This is a genomic window from Ulvibacterium marinum (genome assembly GCF_003626755.1).
GTDB lineage: Bacteria > Bacteroidota > Bacteroidia > Flavobacteriales > Flavobacteriaceae > Ulvibacterium > Ulvibacterium marinum.
Genome location: NZ_RBCJ01000008.1, coordinates 13,611 through 27,881, shown reverse-complemented (window position 1 = coordinate 27,881; position 14,271 = coordinate 13,611). Strand labels below are relative to the sequence as shown.

General features: G+C 38.5%; 18 protein-coding genes. 9 read left to right on the top strand and 9 right to left on the bottom strand.

Annotation, left to right across the window (positions count from 1 at the left end; genetic code table 11):
• The first annotated feature begins 79 nt into the window (after positions 1-79).
• The 4 genes from D7Z94_RS25365 to D7Z94_RS25350 all read left to right on the top strand — a co-directional run bounded on the left by D7Z94_RS25365 (position 80) and on the right by D7Z94_RS25350 (position 2,688).
• Positions 80-655 carry a hypothetical protein gene (locus D7Z94_RS25365; protein WP_120714472.1) on the top strand — a complete coding sequence of 192 codons (576 nt, stop codon included), beginning with the start codon at positions 80-82 and terminating at the stop codon, positions 653-655.
• Between the two features lie 79 nt (positions 656-734).
• Complete coding sequence (locus tag D7Z94_RS25360; RefSeq protein WP_120714471.1) at positions 735-1,166, top strand: hemerythrin domain-containing protein; 432 nt, start codon at positions 735-737, stop codon at positions 1,164-1,166.
• A 23-nt stretch (positions 1,167-1,189) separates the two neighbouring features.
• Entirely contained in the window at positions 1,190-2,071 is an 882-nt protein-coding gene (locus D7Z94_RS25355; RefSeq protein ID WP_120714470.1) for a mechanosensitive ion channel family protein, read from the top strand.
• Positions 2,072-2,394: 323 nt separating this feature from the next.
• Positions 2,395-2,688: a potassium transporter TrkG gene (locus tag D7Z94_RS25350; protein ID WP_317125796.1), complete on the top strand. Its 294-nt coding sequence runs from the start codon at positions 2,395-2,397 to the stop codon at positions 2,686-2,688.
• Positions 2,689-2,698: 10 nt separating this feature from the next.
• On the opposite strand, the gene D7Z94_RS25345 is transcribed toward D7Z94_RS25350, so the two are convergent.
• Positions 2,699-2,911, bottom strand: a complete 213-nt coding sequence (locus tag D7Z94_RS25345) for a hypervirulence associated TUDOR domain-containing protein (RefSeq protein WP_120714469.1) — start codon at positions 2,909-2,911, stop codon at positions 2,699-2,701.
• Between the two features lie 623 nt (positions 2,912-3,534).
• Here D7Z94_RS25345 and D7Z94_RS25335 point away from each other — a divergent pair.
• Positions 3,535-3,984, top strand: coding sequence for a ferritin-like domain-containing protein (locus D7Z94_RS25335; protein ID WP_120714467.1), 450 nt, complete (start codon positions 3,535-3,537; stop codon positions 3,982-3,984).
• Positions 3,985-4,034: 50 nt separating this feature from the next.
• Here D7Z94_RS25335 and D7Z94_RS25330 read toward each other — a convergent pair whose 3' ends face one another.
• Entirely contained in the window at positions 4,035-5,060 is a 1,026-nt protein-coding gene (locus tag D7Z94_RS25330) for an AraC family transcriptional regulator (RefSeq protein WP_120714466.1), read from the bottom strand.
• 233 nt (positions 5,061-5,293) lie between these two features.
• Here D7Z94_RS25330 and D7Z94_RS25325 point away from each other — a divergent pair, with 233 nt between their 5' ends.
• Positions 5,294-5,998 (top strand): SOS response-associated peptidase, encoded by a 705-nt coding sequence (locus D7Z94_RS25325; RefSeq protein WP_120714465.1) that lies wholly within the window; start codon positions 5,294-5,296, stop codon positions 5,996-5,998.
• 3 nt (positions 5,999-6,001) lie between these two features.
• On the opposite strand, the gene D7Z94_RS25320 is transcribed toward D7Z94_RS25325, so the two are convergent.
• Positions 6,002-7,027 carry a helix-turn-helix domain-containing protein gene (locus D7Z94_RS25320; protein WP_120714464.1) on the bottom strand — a complete coding sequence of 342 codons (1,026 nt, stop codon included), beginning with the start codon at positions 7,025-7,027 and terminating at the stop codon, positions 6,002-6,004.
• A 176-nt stretch (positions 7,028-7,203) separates the two neighbouring features.
• Entirely contained in the window at positions 7,204-8,250 is a 1,047-nt protein-coding gene (locus D7Z94_RS25315; protein WP_120714463.1) for a helix-turn-helix domain-containing protein, read from the bottom strand.
• 269 nt (positions 8,251-8,519) lie between these two features.
• On the opposite strand from D7Z94_RS25315, the gene D7Z94_RS25310 reads away from it, so the two are divergent.
• Together D7Z94_RS25310 and D7Z94_RS25305 are read left to right on the top strand one after the other, a co-directional pair.
• Positions 8,520-8,681 carry a DUF1328 family protein gene (locus tag D7Z94_RS25310; protein WP_120714462.1) on the top strand — a complete coding sequence of 54 codons (162 nt, stop codon included), beginning with the start codon at positions 8,520-8,522 and terminating at the stop codon, positions 8,679-8,681.
• A 20-nt stretch (positions 8,682-8,701) separates the two neighbouring features.
• On the top strand, positions 8,702-8,884 hold the full coding sequence (locus D7Z94_RS25305) for a hypothetical protein (protein ID WP_120714461.1): 183 nt from the start codon (positions 8,702-8,704) through the stop codon (positions 8,882-8,884).
• A gap of 143 nt (positions 8,885-9,027) precedes the next feature.
• Here D7Z94_RS25305 and D7Z94_RS25300 read toward each other — a convergent pair whose 3' ends face one another.
• The 5 genes from D7Z94_RS25300 to D7Z94_RS25280 are packed head-to-tail and all read right to left on the bottom strand — an operon-like array spanning position 9,028 to position 12,702.
• Positions 9,028-10,125, bottom strand: coding sequence for a DUF748 domain-containing protein (locus tag D7Z94_RS25300; protein ID WP_120714460.1), 1,098 nt, complete (start codon positions 10,123-10,125; stop codon positions 9,028-9,030).
• Between the two features lie 27 nt (positions 10,126-10,152).
• Positions 10,153-11,229, bottom strand: coding sequence for a hypothetical protein (locus tag D7Z94_RS25295; RefSeq protein ID WP_120714459.1), 1,077 nt, complete (start codon positions 11,227-11,229; stop codon positions 10,153-10,155).
• Positions 11,230-11,236: 7 nt separating this feature from the next.
• Entirely contained in the window at positions 11,237-11,722 is a 486-nt protein-coding gene (locus D7Z94_RS25290; RefSeq protein WP_147416016.1) for a hypothetical protein, read from the bottom strand.
• A gap of 17 nt (positions 11,723-11,739) precedes the next feature.
• The gene (locus D7Z94_RS25285) at positions 11,740-12,267 is read right to left on the bottom strand and encodes a hypothetical protein (protein ID WP_170158864.1); all 528 of its coding nucleotides are present in this window, start codon (positions 12,265-12,267) and stop codon (positions 11,740-11,742) included.
• 21 nt (positions 12,268-12,288) lie between these two features.
• Complete coding sequence (locus D7Z94_RS25280; RefSeq protein ID WP_120714456.1) at positions 12,289-12,702, bottom strand: arsenate reductase family protein; 414 nt, start codon at positions 12,700-12,702, stop codon at positions 12,289-12,291.
• 142 nt (positions 12,703-12,844) lie between these two features.
• Here D7Z94_RS25280 and cls point away from each other — a divergent pair, with 142 nt between their 5' ends.
• The gene (gene cls / locus D7Z94_RS25275) at positions 12,845-14,260 is read left to right on the top strand and encodes a cardiolipin synthase (RefSeq protein WP_120714455.1); all 1,416 of its coding nucleotides are present in this window, start codon (positions 12,845-12,847) and stop codon (positions 14,258-14,260) included.
• Positions 14,261-14,271: the final 11 nt, after the last annotated feature.

The following is a 14,271-nucleotide window of genomic DNA, read 5'->3' as shown; positions in this document are numbered from 1 at the left end:
AATAGAGCACAGAGTTGCCGTACCCGTTATTTATTTTTGTAACAAATTCAAGAAAATCTAATTAAAATCCTTTCTTAAAATGAAAAAAGCACTATTTCTAATTACTGTATCCATAGCCATATTAAGTTGTAACATAAAAAAAGAGGAAAAGGGCGAACTACCCGAAATTGATGTAGATGTAACCGCGGACGCCGGTGAATTACCGGAATATGAAGTGGATTGGGCCGATGTAAACGTGGGAACAACAACCAAAACCGTTGAGATTCCAAAAATTGTCATTGTCATGGAAGAAGAGCAGGTAGAAGTTCCCTTCATTGATGTAGACATGCCAAACGATAATGAGAAGGAAGAACGGACCTTAATGATTGAGGCGGAGGTAACGGGCAAAGAACATGAGATTAACATAAAGGAAATCTGGGCCAACGGAAACAAACTGTTTGTTATTTCCGAACTAACACAAACACAGCATACCATTGGAGATAAAAAAATGCGTATCTCCGACCAAGTTACACTAAACGCTCCCGATTTGGAAGTAAAACATTATATAGTCGGGGATAAGCCGGACAGGGTCTTTAACACGCAACATACTTATGTGAATGATTTGGAGACCTTAAAAAATAAAGTAGGGGATTATAAGGTCATCTACGCAAAATAGTTGGTTTGGTTGTTTGTAAATGGTCCTGGCATACTACACCCGGGGCCATTTCCATTTTTAGAAACTATAACATAATATAATGGATATATTCAAAGCATTACGTGAAGATCATGATAAGCAACGTGACTTATTGAAACAATTGGTGAGCACCTCGGGAGACACAAAAAAGAGGCAACAGCTATTTAAAAACCTAAGGACAGCACTGGAGACCCATGCCGACGCCGAAGAAAGGTATTTCTATAAACCTTTGATAGACAGTGACAAAACTCAAGAAAAAGCCCGGCATGGTATTGCTGAGCATCATGAAATCGATGAGTTGATCACAGAGTTGGACCAAACTGATTTTAGCTCCCCTGCATGGTTGAGAATCGCCAAAAATCTAAAGGAAAGGGTGGAACACCATTTGGACGAGGAAGAACATCAAGTATTCCAGATAGCAGGCAAAGTCCTCTCAACAAGCCAAAAAGAAAGTCTATCCAAAGCCTACCAAGACCATATGAATACTAAATAGGAAACAGTTCTTAGAGGAAAATAATGGACAAAAAATTTAACGAAGCCTGGCTGAAAATGGTAGAAAAGCTCGAATCATGGTTTGATGCCTTGGTCGTTAATCTGCCCAACTTGATTATTGCGGTCTTGGTTTTTGTCATTGCCCTCGTTCTTTCCAGGTATATCAACAAGTTATCATCCAAAATTCTGGAGCGAACCAAGCTACAAGCTTCCATGCAGAATTTGATATCCAAATTGATGTCTGTGGTAATTATCCTTTTCGGACTTTTTTTGGTTTTAGGCATTTTAAATTTAAGCAAGACCCTCAATGCAATTTTGGCCGGTGCCGGGGTAGTTGGGCTCGCCGTTGGTCTAGCCTTACAAGGTGCTCTGGCAAATACGTATTCAGGAATCGTCCTGTCGTATGTTAAACATCTAAAATTTGGGGATTGGATAGAGAGTAACGGGTTTGAAGGAGAGGTAGTGGACTTGGACCTGCGCTCCGTAACACTCAAACAGCCCGATAACAACCTTGTATATATACCCAATAAATTAGTTGTTGAAAATCCTATCAAAAATTTCTCAACAACTGCCCAATCCCGAGTAATTTTAGGATGTGGAGTCGGTTACTCCTCCGATCTTAATTTTGTAAGGGAATTGGTGATAAAACGAATTTCAGAGGCTTTTGATGAGGTGGAAAACAAAGAGGACATCATCTTTCTTTATAAAGAGTTTGGCGATAGCGCCATAAATTTTGAGGTTCGTTTTTGGATAGACTCCACCTCCGCATTGGAAGTGGCCAAGGCAAAAACGGAAGCTCTCATTCTAATTAAAACAGCATTTGACAAAAATGATATTACCATTCCCTTCCCTATTCGCACTTTAGATTTTCCAGAATCGCTCAAAATCCAAACAGAAAAAAAATGACGACTAAGATATGGAGCAGTACTATTTTGATTTGCTACCTTATATTTTCATTTGAATGAGCACTAAATACCGACACGGCCTCCATTTTCCATGAATTTATTAAAAAGGACTTACAGGAAATACAAGAGATTTAAACTTGGGATGTCTCCCCAGCAGAATTTGTTCTATGGTTTTTTCACCTATGTTCTTGTTGGTTTTGTCTTACTCTGTCTGCCCATTGTACAGAAGACCTCAGTGCCTGTTTTGGCCATTATGAAGAGTAGGCTGAGAGGACGGAAAAAATTACCTTTCTGGGCAGAAGTATCCCGTTTGAGCGCCTTTATGTGGCTACCTCTTCCTTCATATTTTATACATCCATCATATTTCTGGGCACATTTACGCTTTCCTTTAGTGAAGACTTCCCGTTTGAAAAAATTCTTTTCGAAGTTGCTTCGGCCTTAGGTACTGTTGGGCTCAGTACCGGAATTACAGGAGAACTGAGCGATTTGGGTAAAATCTTTATAATTCTGTTAATGTTTAGAGGTAGATTAGGAGTCCTTACCTTTGGCATTGCTGTATGGTCCAGAGGTCAACAAAAAAAGGATGCCGAGGTTTACGAAGAAGATTTGGCCGTGTAAACTATCCCTATCAATCTACACGTTGTACCTCGCTTTCACTTTTTAGAACATAATCCCCGTCTTCTTGTTTAATGTACAGGGCCCTATTTCCCTTTTCCCCGTTTCGGGTAACCGAAGTGTTTTTAATGGTTTTTGTTACCTTGGAAGCATATGATTCCACAACCTTTCCCCTCGCGGTACCATTACCCCAATTCCATTCTACAACCGTACCCTTCCCTATCATAAGAATAATTTTGAATTTACGGATCCCACCATCCTAAAACAAAGCGAACGGACGGTGGGAAGAATTTAAATGGGCTTAACCGCAAACTCATCAGTAATACATGAACAAAAGAATCTAAATATCTCGCTTTTCACTATCAATTAGGATTGCAAATGGATTAAATTTTGATCCTTTTGAAAAACAAAATAATGGTATCTCAAAATGGGTTAAAAATTCGCCTTATTCAACAATACCGGCCACTCGATGTATTTTAATTTTAAGGAAATAAAACTAAACGACAATGCTGGGGATTGATTTTATATCTGGAATAGCAATAGGTTTTGCTATGGGAATTACCTTAATAATTTTTGTCTCATTGGTTAAAAGACGTAAAAATCGTTCAAGGGAGATACCATTCTACGAAGTGGACAAGCCCCATGATGCAATTGAACCTTTTATTGATATCCCTTTGGAAAAAATAATATTCAAAAAACCTAAAGCCAATCATTCCAGCATCCATAATTTGGAAGATAAACTAAAAAAGTTTCAAATACGCAATCAATTTTACCAACGACAAAATGAGTAAGGATGTAAAGTGGCGGGCATCCCAAAATAATTTGCCATTCATATAAAAATTAGAAAAGATGAGTACGTATTCAGAAACTATCGGAAGTAAATTGAACGACCTTCTGGAAAAAACCTATGATGCCGAAAAAGGATTTAAAAAAGCGGCCGAAAACACAGAGAATTCCAGTCTCAAAGCTTATTTCGAACGCAAAGCACAGGAACGTTATGATTTTGGTCATGAGTTAAAAAGTGAAATTCAATCCTTTGGACAGGAAGTGGATACAGGGGACAGTATGACAAGTAAGGCCCATCGCACTTGGATGGATATAAAGGCCCTTTTCTCCTCAGACAATGAAGAGGCCATGTTGGAAGAGGCAATTAGGGGTGAAAAAGCTTCAGTGGAAGAATATGAGGACGTCCTTCAGGAGTCTACACTCCCCCCAAGTACCGCAACACTATTAATGAAACAAAAAAGTGCTATAGAAGGCGGGCTTTCTAACATAAAAAGGCTTGAGGACCTTAATTAAAGTTTAATTTAAGGCTTTAAAGGGAGGTCTACAGGCCTCCCTTTGCACTTCTAATCCAATAAGGGCTGAAAAACACCAGTCTTGTATTTTTTAGGACTGCAACGGTATTTGTTCTTAAAAATCTTACAAAAATAACTCCTGCTTGTGAGGCCTATTGAATAGACCACTTCAGAAATATTCATGTCCGTAGTCCTTATAAGAAGTTCCGCTTTTCTCAACCGGACATCCCTAACATATTCACCTATAGTCATGTTATGAATAAATCTAAATCCTTGTTGGAGTTTAGAAGCGGATAATCCGGATTTGGAGCACAGAGAACTAATGGAATGCTGCAATTCGGGATAGTTCCTTACAAAATCACATAGCTCGCTTATTTCCTGCAATTCTCTTTTTAACAATGATGTTGGTGGCAGCTCTCCTTGTATCCTCTCCCTTTTAAACTGTTCTATTTGTTTTGCAAGGATAATTTGGCATATTCCGGCAAAATACATCGAGGAGGAAACCGTATTGGCAAACTTGGCATCTTCCAATGTTTTGATCAATTCCGCTATCTCCAAGTTGAGTTTCCCTAAATGAAAATATCCTTTAGCGCCATCAAATGAATCCATAAGTGATTTCATATGGGTATCCCGTTCATTTTTATCTAAATCCAGGTTTTCCCGATACCTATGCTTAAAAATTCGCATGGCGTTGAGAACCAATCTTTCATCTTTTCGTATTAGAAGTTCACTTAACATATTTATATCACTGGAGACTACAGCACTTTGCAGTTCTTGTAATGGGGTTATGATTGTCTCCTTCCTGAATTTATGGAAACTACTCCCTTGCAAACAATACAGGAAATACATCAGGTCCTGATCCTCGCGATCCAGGCAAATGGTTAGATCCTTATTTAATTTTATATCAAATTCAAGCGCAACAAGACCCTCATCCAAACAAACACAGCATACTCGCCCCTCTCCTATGGAATCATCGATTCTTAAAACTGGAATTCCTCTTTCATACCTTACATCACCTTTCAGATAAGTGCTTAACAGTTTCAACTCGTGCAATGCCCTCTGTTTTCTTGTTTCCATAGCTAAAAATTTCAGTTGATACACCTAAAACTATAAGTGTATTTAGTGTACCAAAATTAGGTGAAGCATCAGGGTTCGCTTACCGAATTAAGAGAAATGTTTAACGTTATCGGGTGTTTTTCAGGCATTTATACTTTTTAGCTAAACAATTAAATGTTAATGGGTTACATTTTACATCATTTGAAACAATAGCTCAAATACTATTTTTGTTACTTGCATCAGAAAAAAGTGCTATGTATTTTAAACTATCAAATATTGCGAAGCGCGAGCAGATGGAAGGATTATTTGAAGTTTCTTTTAAACATCCCCATTTATACAAACCGGAAGTAGTCATTAATGGATTGACCGAAACCAATTTGCCGATAATTACAACTATGGATCCACATCAAATTTCCTTTGCTATCTGGGGCTTATTGCCAAAGGATTATCATGATGACTGGTCTATTTTTCAAAATACCTGTAACACATTGAATATTGAGGAAAGTCAATTGGATTCTGAATTATGGTTTGTATCGGCGTTCGAACAGCGCAGATGCCTAATCTTAGTCACTGGCTTTTTCACATCCTACTTAAGAAATGGTGAGGTATATCCTTATTATATTGGACTCAAATCGGAGGAACCCTTTTTTCTGGCAGGGATTTATAATGTGTTGGAAGATGGATTCATAACATGTTCTTTATTGGTGGGCGAGGCTAGTTCTTTTGTAAAAAGATTTCAAAATGTGGTAGATTGTATGCCTATAATCATTCCTCGTAAACAGGCCAGGCTATGGCTGGATAAAGGAACGTCACCGGATAAGGCGAAACAATTGGTCAGAGAACCTAAAAGGCTTAATTTACACGCAAATCCTATTGCCAAGGAGTTTTTTAATAGGAATATTTCATATGATAGTATGCTTGAACCCTATGATTATCCTAATCTTCCTCCGGGTGTATGAAAACTAACGCTTACTTCCCTTTAATTGCTTCCTATATTCGGTAGGTAAAACACCATAAGCCTCCGAAAAAATCTTGGAAAAATAACTTCTACTTTTGATACCCACGGCATATACGATTTCGGATACGGATAAGTCGGTGTTTCCCAGGTAATCCCTTGAGATTTCCAATTTAAGTTGACGCACATATTCGTTTACTGACTTGGAATAGAGAACTTGAAAGCCTAGCTGAAGCTTTTTAGGGCTTAGTCCTGATTCCTCCGATAAAATTTGTACCGAGATAGGGCTGGCAATCTGATCTACTATAAAATCCGATAATCGATGAATCTTTTTAATATCTTCCTTGCATAAGGATTCTGGCAAGGTACTCCCTGTCTCAAAGTCATGATGTTCCATAAGTTGCATGGCCAGAACTAGATACAACCTTCCTTCCAATGATAAGGTACGGATAATACCACTGTCATAAGAATTCTGCAAAGCCTTTATCTCATCGGCAATTTTAAGACTATAATTTCCTTTATGCCTATAGGGAAAAGAAGCCTCTTCTTCCTTGAACAGGGATAATAATAATTCATTGAGATAGGTTACATTGTTATTTTTCTTCTTGAGGTATTCTTTTCTAACAATTCGAATAAAATTGACCTTTATCTCCTGGTAAGGGGGAAAGACAAAAGTTTTCTTGGAATATCGCTTGGGTGCAATGATAATATTTTGATACTGTTCCAAATCAACATACTCTTCCGTATCCTCCTCCTTATATTTAAATGATCCCTTGGAAATGAAAACAAACTCCACTGGTGAAATGCTGTTCGTCTTAAAAACTATCTTTATATCCTCATTGAAATTAAGGGTACAATCCAGTAAGGAAACTCCCCAATCAAAAGATATGTTCCGTATTACTCCCTTTCCTATTCCGTTGGCAAATTCCAGCACCCGTTCTCCCCATTCTTCGTTAAGATTTCCCTCCAGGCACAGGTTAAGCTGCTCTAGTATGGCTTCTTCCTTAGTACTTGTAATGACAATCTCTCGCATGTTAAACCCCTTCTAACTACAATTTTGATTTTGTAGTGCAAAGGAACTATGGAGCGTCCTGGAGCATTAACAAATTTGAAACTTAAAATAACACAAATGGGTCCTTTAATGATTATAATTTTGTTAAGAAGTTAAGCAAAATACCGTTCTTGAGTACAAGAGGTGGCACTTTGGCCTTATGCAATCTTGGCAGTTTTGTTTCTATTTCCCCTTAATTTTTGAAGGTATTGGGTTGGGGTCATGGCATAGCGGTTCTTAAACAGTTTAGAAAAATAGCTGCGGGAATTGATTCCTATTTTATAGGTAATTTCAGTGATATTCAAATCCGTGTTCTCCATGAGGTTTTTAGCCATTTCTATCCGAGCGTTGCGAATATATTGGTTTACGGACATGCCATACAAATGTTTAAACCCGTTTTGTAGTGTATTTTGGTTTAGTCCTACCCTTCGGGCCAAAGCAATAATATTATCCATACTTTCCAGTTCTTCCTCAATGATGTTGGCCGCTTTTTCAATTTTTTCTACCGTTGCCTGTCTTAAAATTTTACGCTTGTCAGGATCGGTAAGATCATCCAGATATTGTCTAAGGTGATGCGCCAAGATCTCATAGGCCTTGCCTTCTAGGAAAACGGATCGCGTAAAACCGACCAATTCGCTATCTATACATTGTTCTATACATTTGGCTATGTCCAAAGTATAATGCCCTTTATGAAAAAATAGATTAATGCCGTTCACATCGCGGAAGAGCCCTTCCAATTCGGGATTCATATCGGGTAGGAAATCCTCTATTTTCTCTTCAAAAAGCTTCCTATTGATTTCTAGGCTAAAAAAACAAATGGGTTGGTTGGCGGGAAGGGTGATGGTATGGCCATGCTTGCTATTGCAGGAAAGGATGGCGCTCTCCAAATGCCGTATCTCCCGTATTTTTGACTTTCCTTCAAACCTGTGCTCGATGGAAGATTCCCTGTTGAAAATAATCTTTAAGGGCTGAACTGAGGATTGGTTTGTCAAAAGATGAACTTCCTTCTTTAGATGGATATCCAAATCAATAATGCCTACACCATGTGAAAATGAAACCGCTTTGACATAACCCTTTCCAATTTCTTCAGGAATATCAAAACACATTTCGTTATTATCCTCCTCATAAGCTGTCCCCAACGTATCCGCAATGTCCTTTACTACATCCCGAACATCTAAATCCCTTATCTCAATTTTGTTTTTCATCTACCCATCATAGGAATTCTTTAAAGATAGGTCATTTGTTATTATTCTTTAGTGGTTTTGTTTCTATTCATTCAAAAAAGCATTCTTTGGGAAAAGCAGTCAAATTATCTTATTCAAAGTGATTATAAATAAAATAAGATTGTTTTTGGAAATGGGTCAAGAATTCAATCGATACCATTAACCGATCAACCTGTATTATCGCATCTTTGTATTGGTGATGGATATAACCATCCACTCCTTAACTGAATTATTAACTAAAACCATATTATATGTTACGTTGGACAATTACATTTATAATCCTTGCCATAATCGCCGCAGTGTTCGGCTTTGGTGGAATTGCTGCTGGTGCGGCAAGTATCGCTAAAATCTTGTTCTTTATATTCTTGATACTTTTTGTAGTATCGCTGTTTAGGGGAAAAAAAATACTGTAACCTTTAAAATCACAAAAATTATGAGAAAATCTATGGTTATGTTTTTGTTGACCTTGGCTACTATTTGTTTAGTTGCCGCTTGTAGGGAAGACAAAACGGCAGGAGAGAAAATTGAAGATGGTATCGAAGAAGTTGGTGAAGGTATAGAAGACGGCGTAGAGGAAGTGGGTGATGAAGTAGAGGACGCCGTGGACGATAACTAAGAAAAATACCTATTTGATACTATGAAAACGGATAAATGCTTTTGCATTTATCCGTCTTTTGTAGTCTAGGTTTTTTACCTGTCCTAAAATTTCAGAATCCAACTTAAATACCAACCAATACCTATAGACCTGCTTTTGGTTACCTACTCTTCATTCTCCAAACCCTTTTTGGCATCCTCATAGTTAACCTCATCATCAAGAACACCCTTGTAAGCCTTGATCCAACCATTCTTAAAGACATTCCAGATAGTGGGCCACACCTTGGTCTTTACGTTGTTCAGATTTCCTTCAATCGGTACCTTGGTGGCCAAGGTATTGTTTCCTTTGTTTTTGAGCAAAAACTTAAAAAAGCCTACAAATCCTTCCCAAAGCGTATTCAGGAAACCATCTTGTTCACCGCCAACCAATTGGGAGTCCTTTAATAAAGGTTTTACATAACCTGTCAAATATCCATCGGCAATGGCAACTTCACTAAAAAGATTAAAGTTTCCTTTTACAAAATCTATACCGGCGTAGTGCTTGGTAAAGTCGTTCAGAGCAGTGGCCGAAGCATTTTCCAAGGAAAGGGACACGTCCATATCGGGAATTTGTTTGACCAAATCCATTTTCCCGTCCAGCGTAAAACTCCCATTGCCTATGGATAATGCAGTGGCATGAATCTCGGAAGGTAGGTTCTGCTGTCGTCTTACCACATTTCTCAGATTTGTAGCGTTCAGTTCAATTTGGTTCAGGTTTAGATCAATGTTTGGCTCCGCCGTCAACTGCACAAATGCCGCTTTGCCATCGATGACCTTTAAGTGGTTAATGTCTATCGGTACCAAATCAGTTAGGGCCTGGGTCCAGTCTTCAAGCTCCGGTTCGGGGCTTTCGCTTTTTTGCTGATCTTCGAAGATGTAGATGATTTGTGGTCTGGTCAGGATAATCTCACTCACAATTTTTCCTTTAAGAAGTGATTTCCATTCCAAAGAGATATCGGTTTTTGCAAAATCCAGAAATGGCACTTCGGAACCGGCATCCACCATATTCAAATACAGATTGTCAATTACATAGGCGCCCCTGAACAAAGAAATAGTTATATCGGAAACCTGGCCATAGTACCCGGGAATATCCGCCAAGACTTTGTTTACATATCGTTCTAGAATGTAAGGCAACGACAATCTGGTTGCAACCAAAAGTAGTATAATGATAATGGGCAAAGTGTATCTTTTCTTTTTGTAGATCTTACGTTTCTTATTTTCCATGAATCTCTGCCTCTTTTTAAATAGGTGTTAAGCGTCTTTTTTCCCAGTTCCCGTCATTGTATCCAAGATGCCACTTTTGATATTTTGCCATAGATAATTGAAAAATGACTTTGTAACATCCCTTTCCGTTTCTATTGCACCAAAACGAAAACCATCTTTATCCGTTTTTGAACCATCGTTGACCAATAAGTTTCCGATAAAAGTGAATACTTTGTTGATTTTAAGCCTGTCCTTATCCAAGACCTCGAATTCAAAATCGTGGTATTTCATCTTCATATCCCCTCGGGAAGCCCTGTGATTGCCCCATAAATTAAAATACATAACATCAATAGTCCCTTTTGCCCTGGTCCGAAGATTTGGTTTAAGAAAAGTGTTAAGCTTTTCACTCTCTAAATTCTTCAACGAACCGGATACCCCAAAGGCATCACTGGTGTCGGTTACCTGAAATTCCCATTCCAAATCCAATTGTCCCTCACCCAGAATTTCGGCAGTCGTTTCTATCCTTGTTTTTTCTTCATTAGCAAGCGTGTTATTGATATTGCTAATTTGGGCATTGAGGTGTTCAAAATACAATTTCCCAGCTTGTTTTGTATCCTCGATTTTTTCCTCGTAAGCAATATATCCATCACTAATGGATAGGCTGGTAATATCAATATCTATGGGCAGTTTCCTTAATAATTCACTATAAAGTGGCTTTATTCGCGAATCATCCGGAAGCCGTTTATCCCTATACATTTCCAACGAAGGTTTATTTATTCCGATTTCGAAAACCGCGACCATGAATGTATTGGATTTAAACCCAAAATCCAGATTTTTTATCTCCAATTTTGGAATTCTAAAATCAACAAAGTCCCGCTCAACCTTTAAATGTGTGCTGAGCTCTTCCCGATCATATTTTGAGGCAAACACAACATTGTTCATCAGGGAGTGTTTTGGAGAAATTAAGATATCGGAAGCTTGTAATGTCTCGTAAGTTCCAAGATTTACAAATACCCCTTGTACTTCCAGACTATAATCTTCGTAGGAAAAGGGCATTTTTTTGGTGATAAGCTTGGGACCGGTTTTCCCTTCCGAAAGCAGAAAATTATACGATTCTACAGCCATTTTTATACTATCCCTTCCCTTTTTGAGCAGATAAAAACTTCCTTGGTCTACACGGATTTTTTTTTATAGAAATGGTTTTTAAAAGATCTACCATTCCTTTTTCCGCATATTCTGCTTTTGGATGATAGTTATAGGGACAATATTTTAAAACAGGTTCTCCGAGCGTAAGGGATTCGAGATCTATAGTTTTGTTGAAAAACAGCTTCCCATAGTCAATTCTGTTTATTTTAAGGCTTTTGGCCTCAAAGAACGTATGATCCAAAACCGTGTCTCGATTGGATATTTTCAAAGTGATATCCTGAAGAACAACATTACCCAATAAAACATTGGTTTCTATGTCGGAATAGGAAAGGGTAATGTGATTTGGTATCTTTCGGAAAAGAAAGTCTGCTACCATATGCTGTGCCCTCCATTGTAGAATACATGTTGATACAATGATCAAAATCAGGAATGACCCCAAGATTCCAATAATTGTTTTCTTCCGGATAGTCATTAGTGGTCTAAGGTCATTTATTCGTTGTCATTTTCCGTCAGTGGATGATCGGTTACGCCCAGCCCTACAATTTTGATAATATTGACCACAGTGTTATATAACATGATTACCACAATTATAAGGGCTGCACTGAGCACACTGGAGATACCAAGAGAAACATAATAGACGATACTGAACCAATCATTGGGCACGTTCTCGGATTCCGTCACTGGTAAGTTAAAGAGAAGGAAAGAAATAATAGCAGCTATAAAAATTGCGGTATCAACTTTTGCTATCTGTAAAATATGTTTGTAGTGGTCTTTTTTCAACTTTGATTGGGCTCCAGAGCTTATACCCAGCGCTGTCAATAAAAGAGCCAATATTGTAGCGGAGGCCAGGGCAATGGTGTTGCACAACGTATTGATACCGGCAATGGAGTTTTTGATAAGCACTTTGGCCTCATATCCGCTTAGTTCCCCTAGAAGAAACGTACCCAACAACATAACAAAGAGGGATATTACCCCTCCCGTTATGGCTCTTTTACTATATCTGCTGATTTTTACCAAACCTTGTCGTCTCTACTATTTTTATACATTATACGGTTTTGATTTGCCTATACTGTCCGCCTCCATGTGTTCCAAAAATTCGGAAGGTGTATTTAGGGCATAAAAGTCCGAGCTAACAATCACAATTGGATGGGCAAGGGTCTCGGGATGTTTCTCCAAGACCCGTAACCAATCGTGTTCATCCAGATTTGGATTTTGCGGACCGTACACCTCCACAAAATGAGGGTGTTCCGTATTTACCAAATCTGAAATCTTTTTATTGAGCCCAGAAGCAAGCTCGGCCCATTGTGTGCCAGTTATTTGGGTGTTGGCAAGGTCGATAGCCAGTATTTCCTTTTCGGAAGATTCCACATAGGCATACGTTTGTTTTCCCAGGCTCGTCCCTGAATGATAGTATAATTTAATTTCCCTTTTGTCCTTAGCAATAGTTCCCATCTTTTGTTTTTGTAAGTCCAGATAAAAATAACGTAACGAAAATGTCTTTCTTTGCTCTTATAGCACAGATACTAACACAATCGCAAGAAGGGTTTGCTCCTAAAACGTAAAACAGTATCTTAGAAACAAAGTCGCTATATAAATGCGTACCATGTTCCTATTCTTCTATTTGGCCATAACGGTATGGGCCTTGGTGAGTATCATCTTCCATGGTTCAAGACCTAGCCGCTCCGTTAGTTGGGCATTGACGGTGCTATTATTTCCCTTTCTAGGGCCTCTATTGTATTATTTATTCGGTGTAAATCGAAGGAAGTTCAAATTTTACAAATTAAAGAGTAACCTAAAGCGAAAATTATATGATGAAATGTATAAGGCATCCCGAATTCATGAAAACCAGGATACACTGGAAACTCATGGAAGATTGGCCAAAATGCTCAAGAACAGTTCAGGCTCCTTTCCCTATGTCGGAAACAAGGTAGAGGTACTGCATGCGGGCCGTGAAGCATTTGAACGGATTTTTGAAGCTTTGGAACAAGCCACGAAGTTTATACACGTCCAATATTATATTTTTGAGGAGGGGGAACTTCAGAATCGGTTTTACGAAATCTTCAAAAAAAAAATCCGAGATAGGGTGGAGATAAGAATGATGTACGATTCCTTGGGAAGTATGTCCTTTAAGGGTAAATTGAAAAAACGCTTTCGCAAAATTGGGGTAGAGGCTTATCCCATGATGCCTCTACGCATAGGCAATTTCATGTATACCCTTAATTACCGGAATCATCGAAAAATAATAGTGGTAGATGGAAAAGTGGGCTTTATTGGCGGTATGAACGTGTCCGATAAGTACATTAAATCGGTATCGGAGCTCGGCGTATGGGAAGATATACATTTAAGATTGGAAGGGCCAGTGGTCAGTAGCCTCCATAAAATATTTATCAAGGACTACCATTTTGCCAGCAGAAAAAAGGCCTTATTAACGCCCAAGTATCTCCCAGCGCTGTGCGAAATGGGCACTTCAATGGTCCAGATAATTGCAAGTGGTCCAGATTCCAATCAACCGGCCATTTTACACCAATATGTCGCCATGATTAATTTGGCCAAGGAAAGCATATCCATTGCCAACCCCTATTTTATTCCTGGTCCGGTGGTGTTGAACGCTCTAAAGATCGCTGCACTTGGCGGTACTGCCATACAATTACTCTTTCCCAAAATTTCCGATTCATTTTTGGCGAAATACAGTATGTATGCCAATTTTGAAGACTTGCTTTCCGTAGGTATAAAAATATATCTGAGAAGTGACTTTTCCCATAGTAAATTGATCATTGTAGATGGGAAAATAGCATCCGTTGGTTCAGGGAACTTTGATTACCGGAGTTTTGAGCATAATTTTGAGTCCAATGCTGTCATATATGACGAAAGGGTGACCACCAACATTTCTTATGAATTTGATAAGGAATGTAAAGAAGCGACTCAATTGGTTTATGAAGAATTCAAAAATCGCTCCTCAATTCAAAAATTCAAAGAGGGTCTCGCCAGGTTTTTTAGTCCTCTGCTTTAAAATGTTTTGTT

Coding starts and splice junctions, on each gene's coding strand:
- D7Z94_RS25355 (WP_120714470.1), top strand. CDS start 1,190: ATGGACAAAAAATTTAACGAAGCCTGGCTGAAAATGGTAGAAAAGCTC.
- D7Z94_RS25295 (WP_120714459.1), bottom strand. CDS start 11,229: ATGGCTGTAGAATCGTATAATTTTCTGCTTTCGGAAGGGAAAACCGGT.
- D7Z94_RS25315 (WP_120714463.1), bottom strand. CDS start 8,250: ATGAAAAACAAAATTGAGATAAGGGATTTAGATGTTCGGGATGTAGTA.
- D7Z94_RS25310 (WP_120714462.1), top strand. CDS start 8,520: ATGTTACGTTGGACAATTACATTTATAATCCTTGCCATAATCGCCGCA.
- D7Z94_RS25290 (WP_147416016.1), bottom strand. CDS start 11,722: ATGACTATCCGGAAGAAAACAATTATTGGAATCTTGGGGTCATTCCTG.
- D7Z94_RS25325 (WP_120714465.1), top strand. CDS start 5,294: ATGTATTTTAAACTATCAAATATTGCGAAGCGCGAGCAGATGGAAGGA.
- D7Z94_RS25360 (WP_120714471.1), top strand. CDS start 735: ATGGATATATTCAAAGCATTACGTGAAGATCATGATAAGCAACGTGAC.
- D7Z94_RS25320 (WP_120714464.1), bottom strand. CDS start 7,027: ATGCGAGAGATTGTCATTACAAGTACTAAGGAAGAAGCCATACTAGAG.
- D7Z94_RS25335 (WP_120714467.1), top strand. CDS start 3,535: ATGAGTACGTATTCAGAAACTATCGGAAGTAAATTGAACGACCTTCTG.
- D7Z94_RS25330 (WP_120714466.1), bottom strand. CDS start 5,060: ATGGAAACAAGAAAACAGAGGGCATTGCACGAGTTGAAACTGTTAAGC.
- D7Z94_RS25345 (WP_120714469.1), bottom strand. CDS start 2,911: ATGATAGGGAAGGGTACGGTTGTAGAATGGAATTGGGGTAATGGTACC.
- D7Z94_RS25280 (WP_120714456.1), bottom strand. CDS start 12,702: ATGGGAACTATTGCTAAGGACAAAAGGGAAATTAAATTATACTATCAT.
- D7Z94_RS25365 (WP_120714472.1), top strand. CDS start 80: ATGAAAAAAGCACTATTTCTAATTACTGTATCCATAGCCATATTAAGT.
- D7Z94_RS25300 (WP_120714460.1), bottom strand. CDS start 10,125: ATGGAAAATAAGAAACGTAAGATCTACAAAAAGAAAAGATACACTTTG.
- cls (WP_120714455.1), top strand. CDS start 12,845: ATGCGTACCATGTTCCTATTCTTCTATTTGGCCATAACGGTATGGGCC.
- D7Z94_RS25305 (WP_120714461.1), top strand. CDS start 8,702: ATGAGAAAATCTATGGTTATGTTTTTGTTGACCTTGGCTACTATTTGT.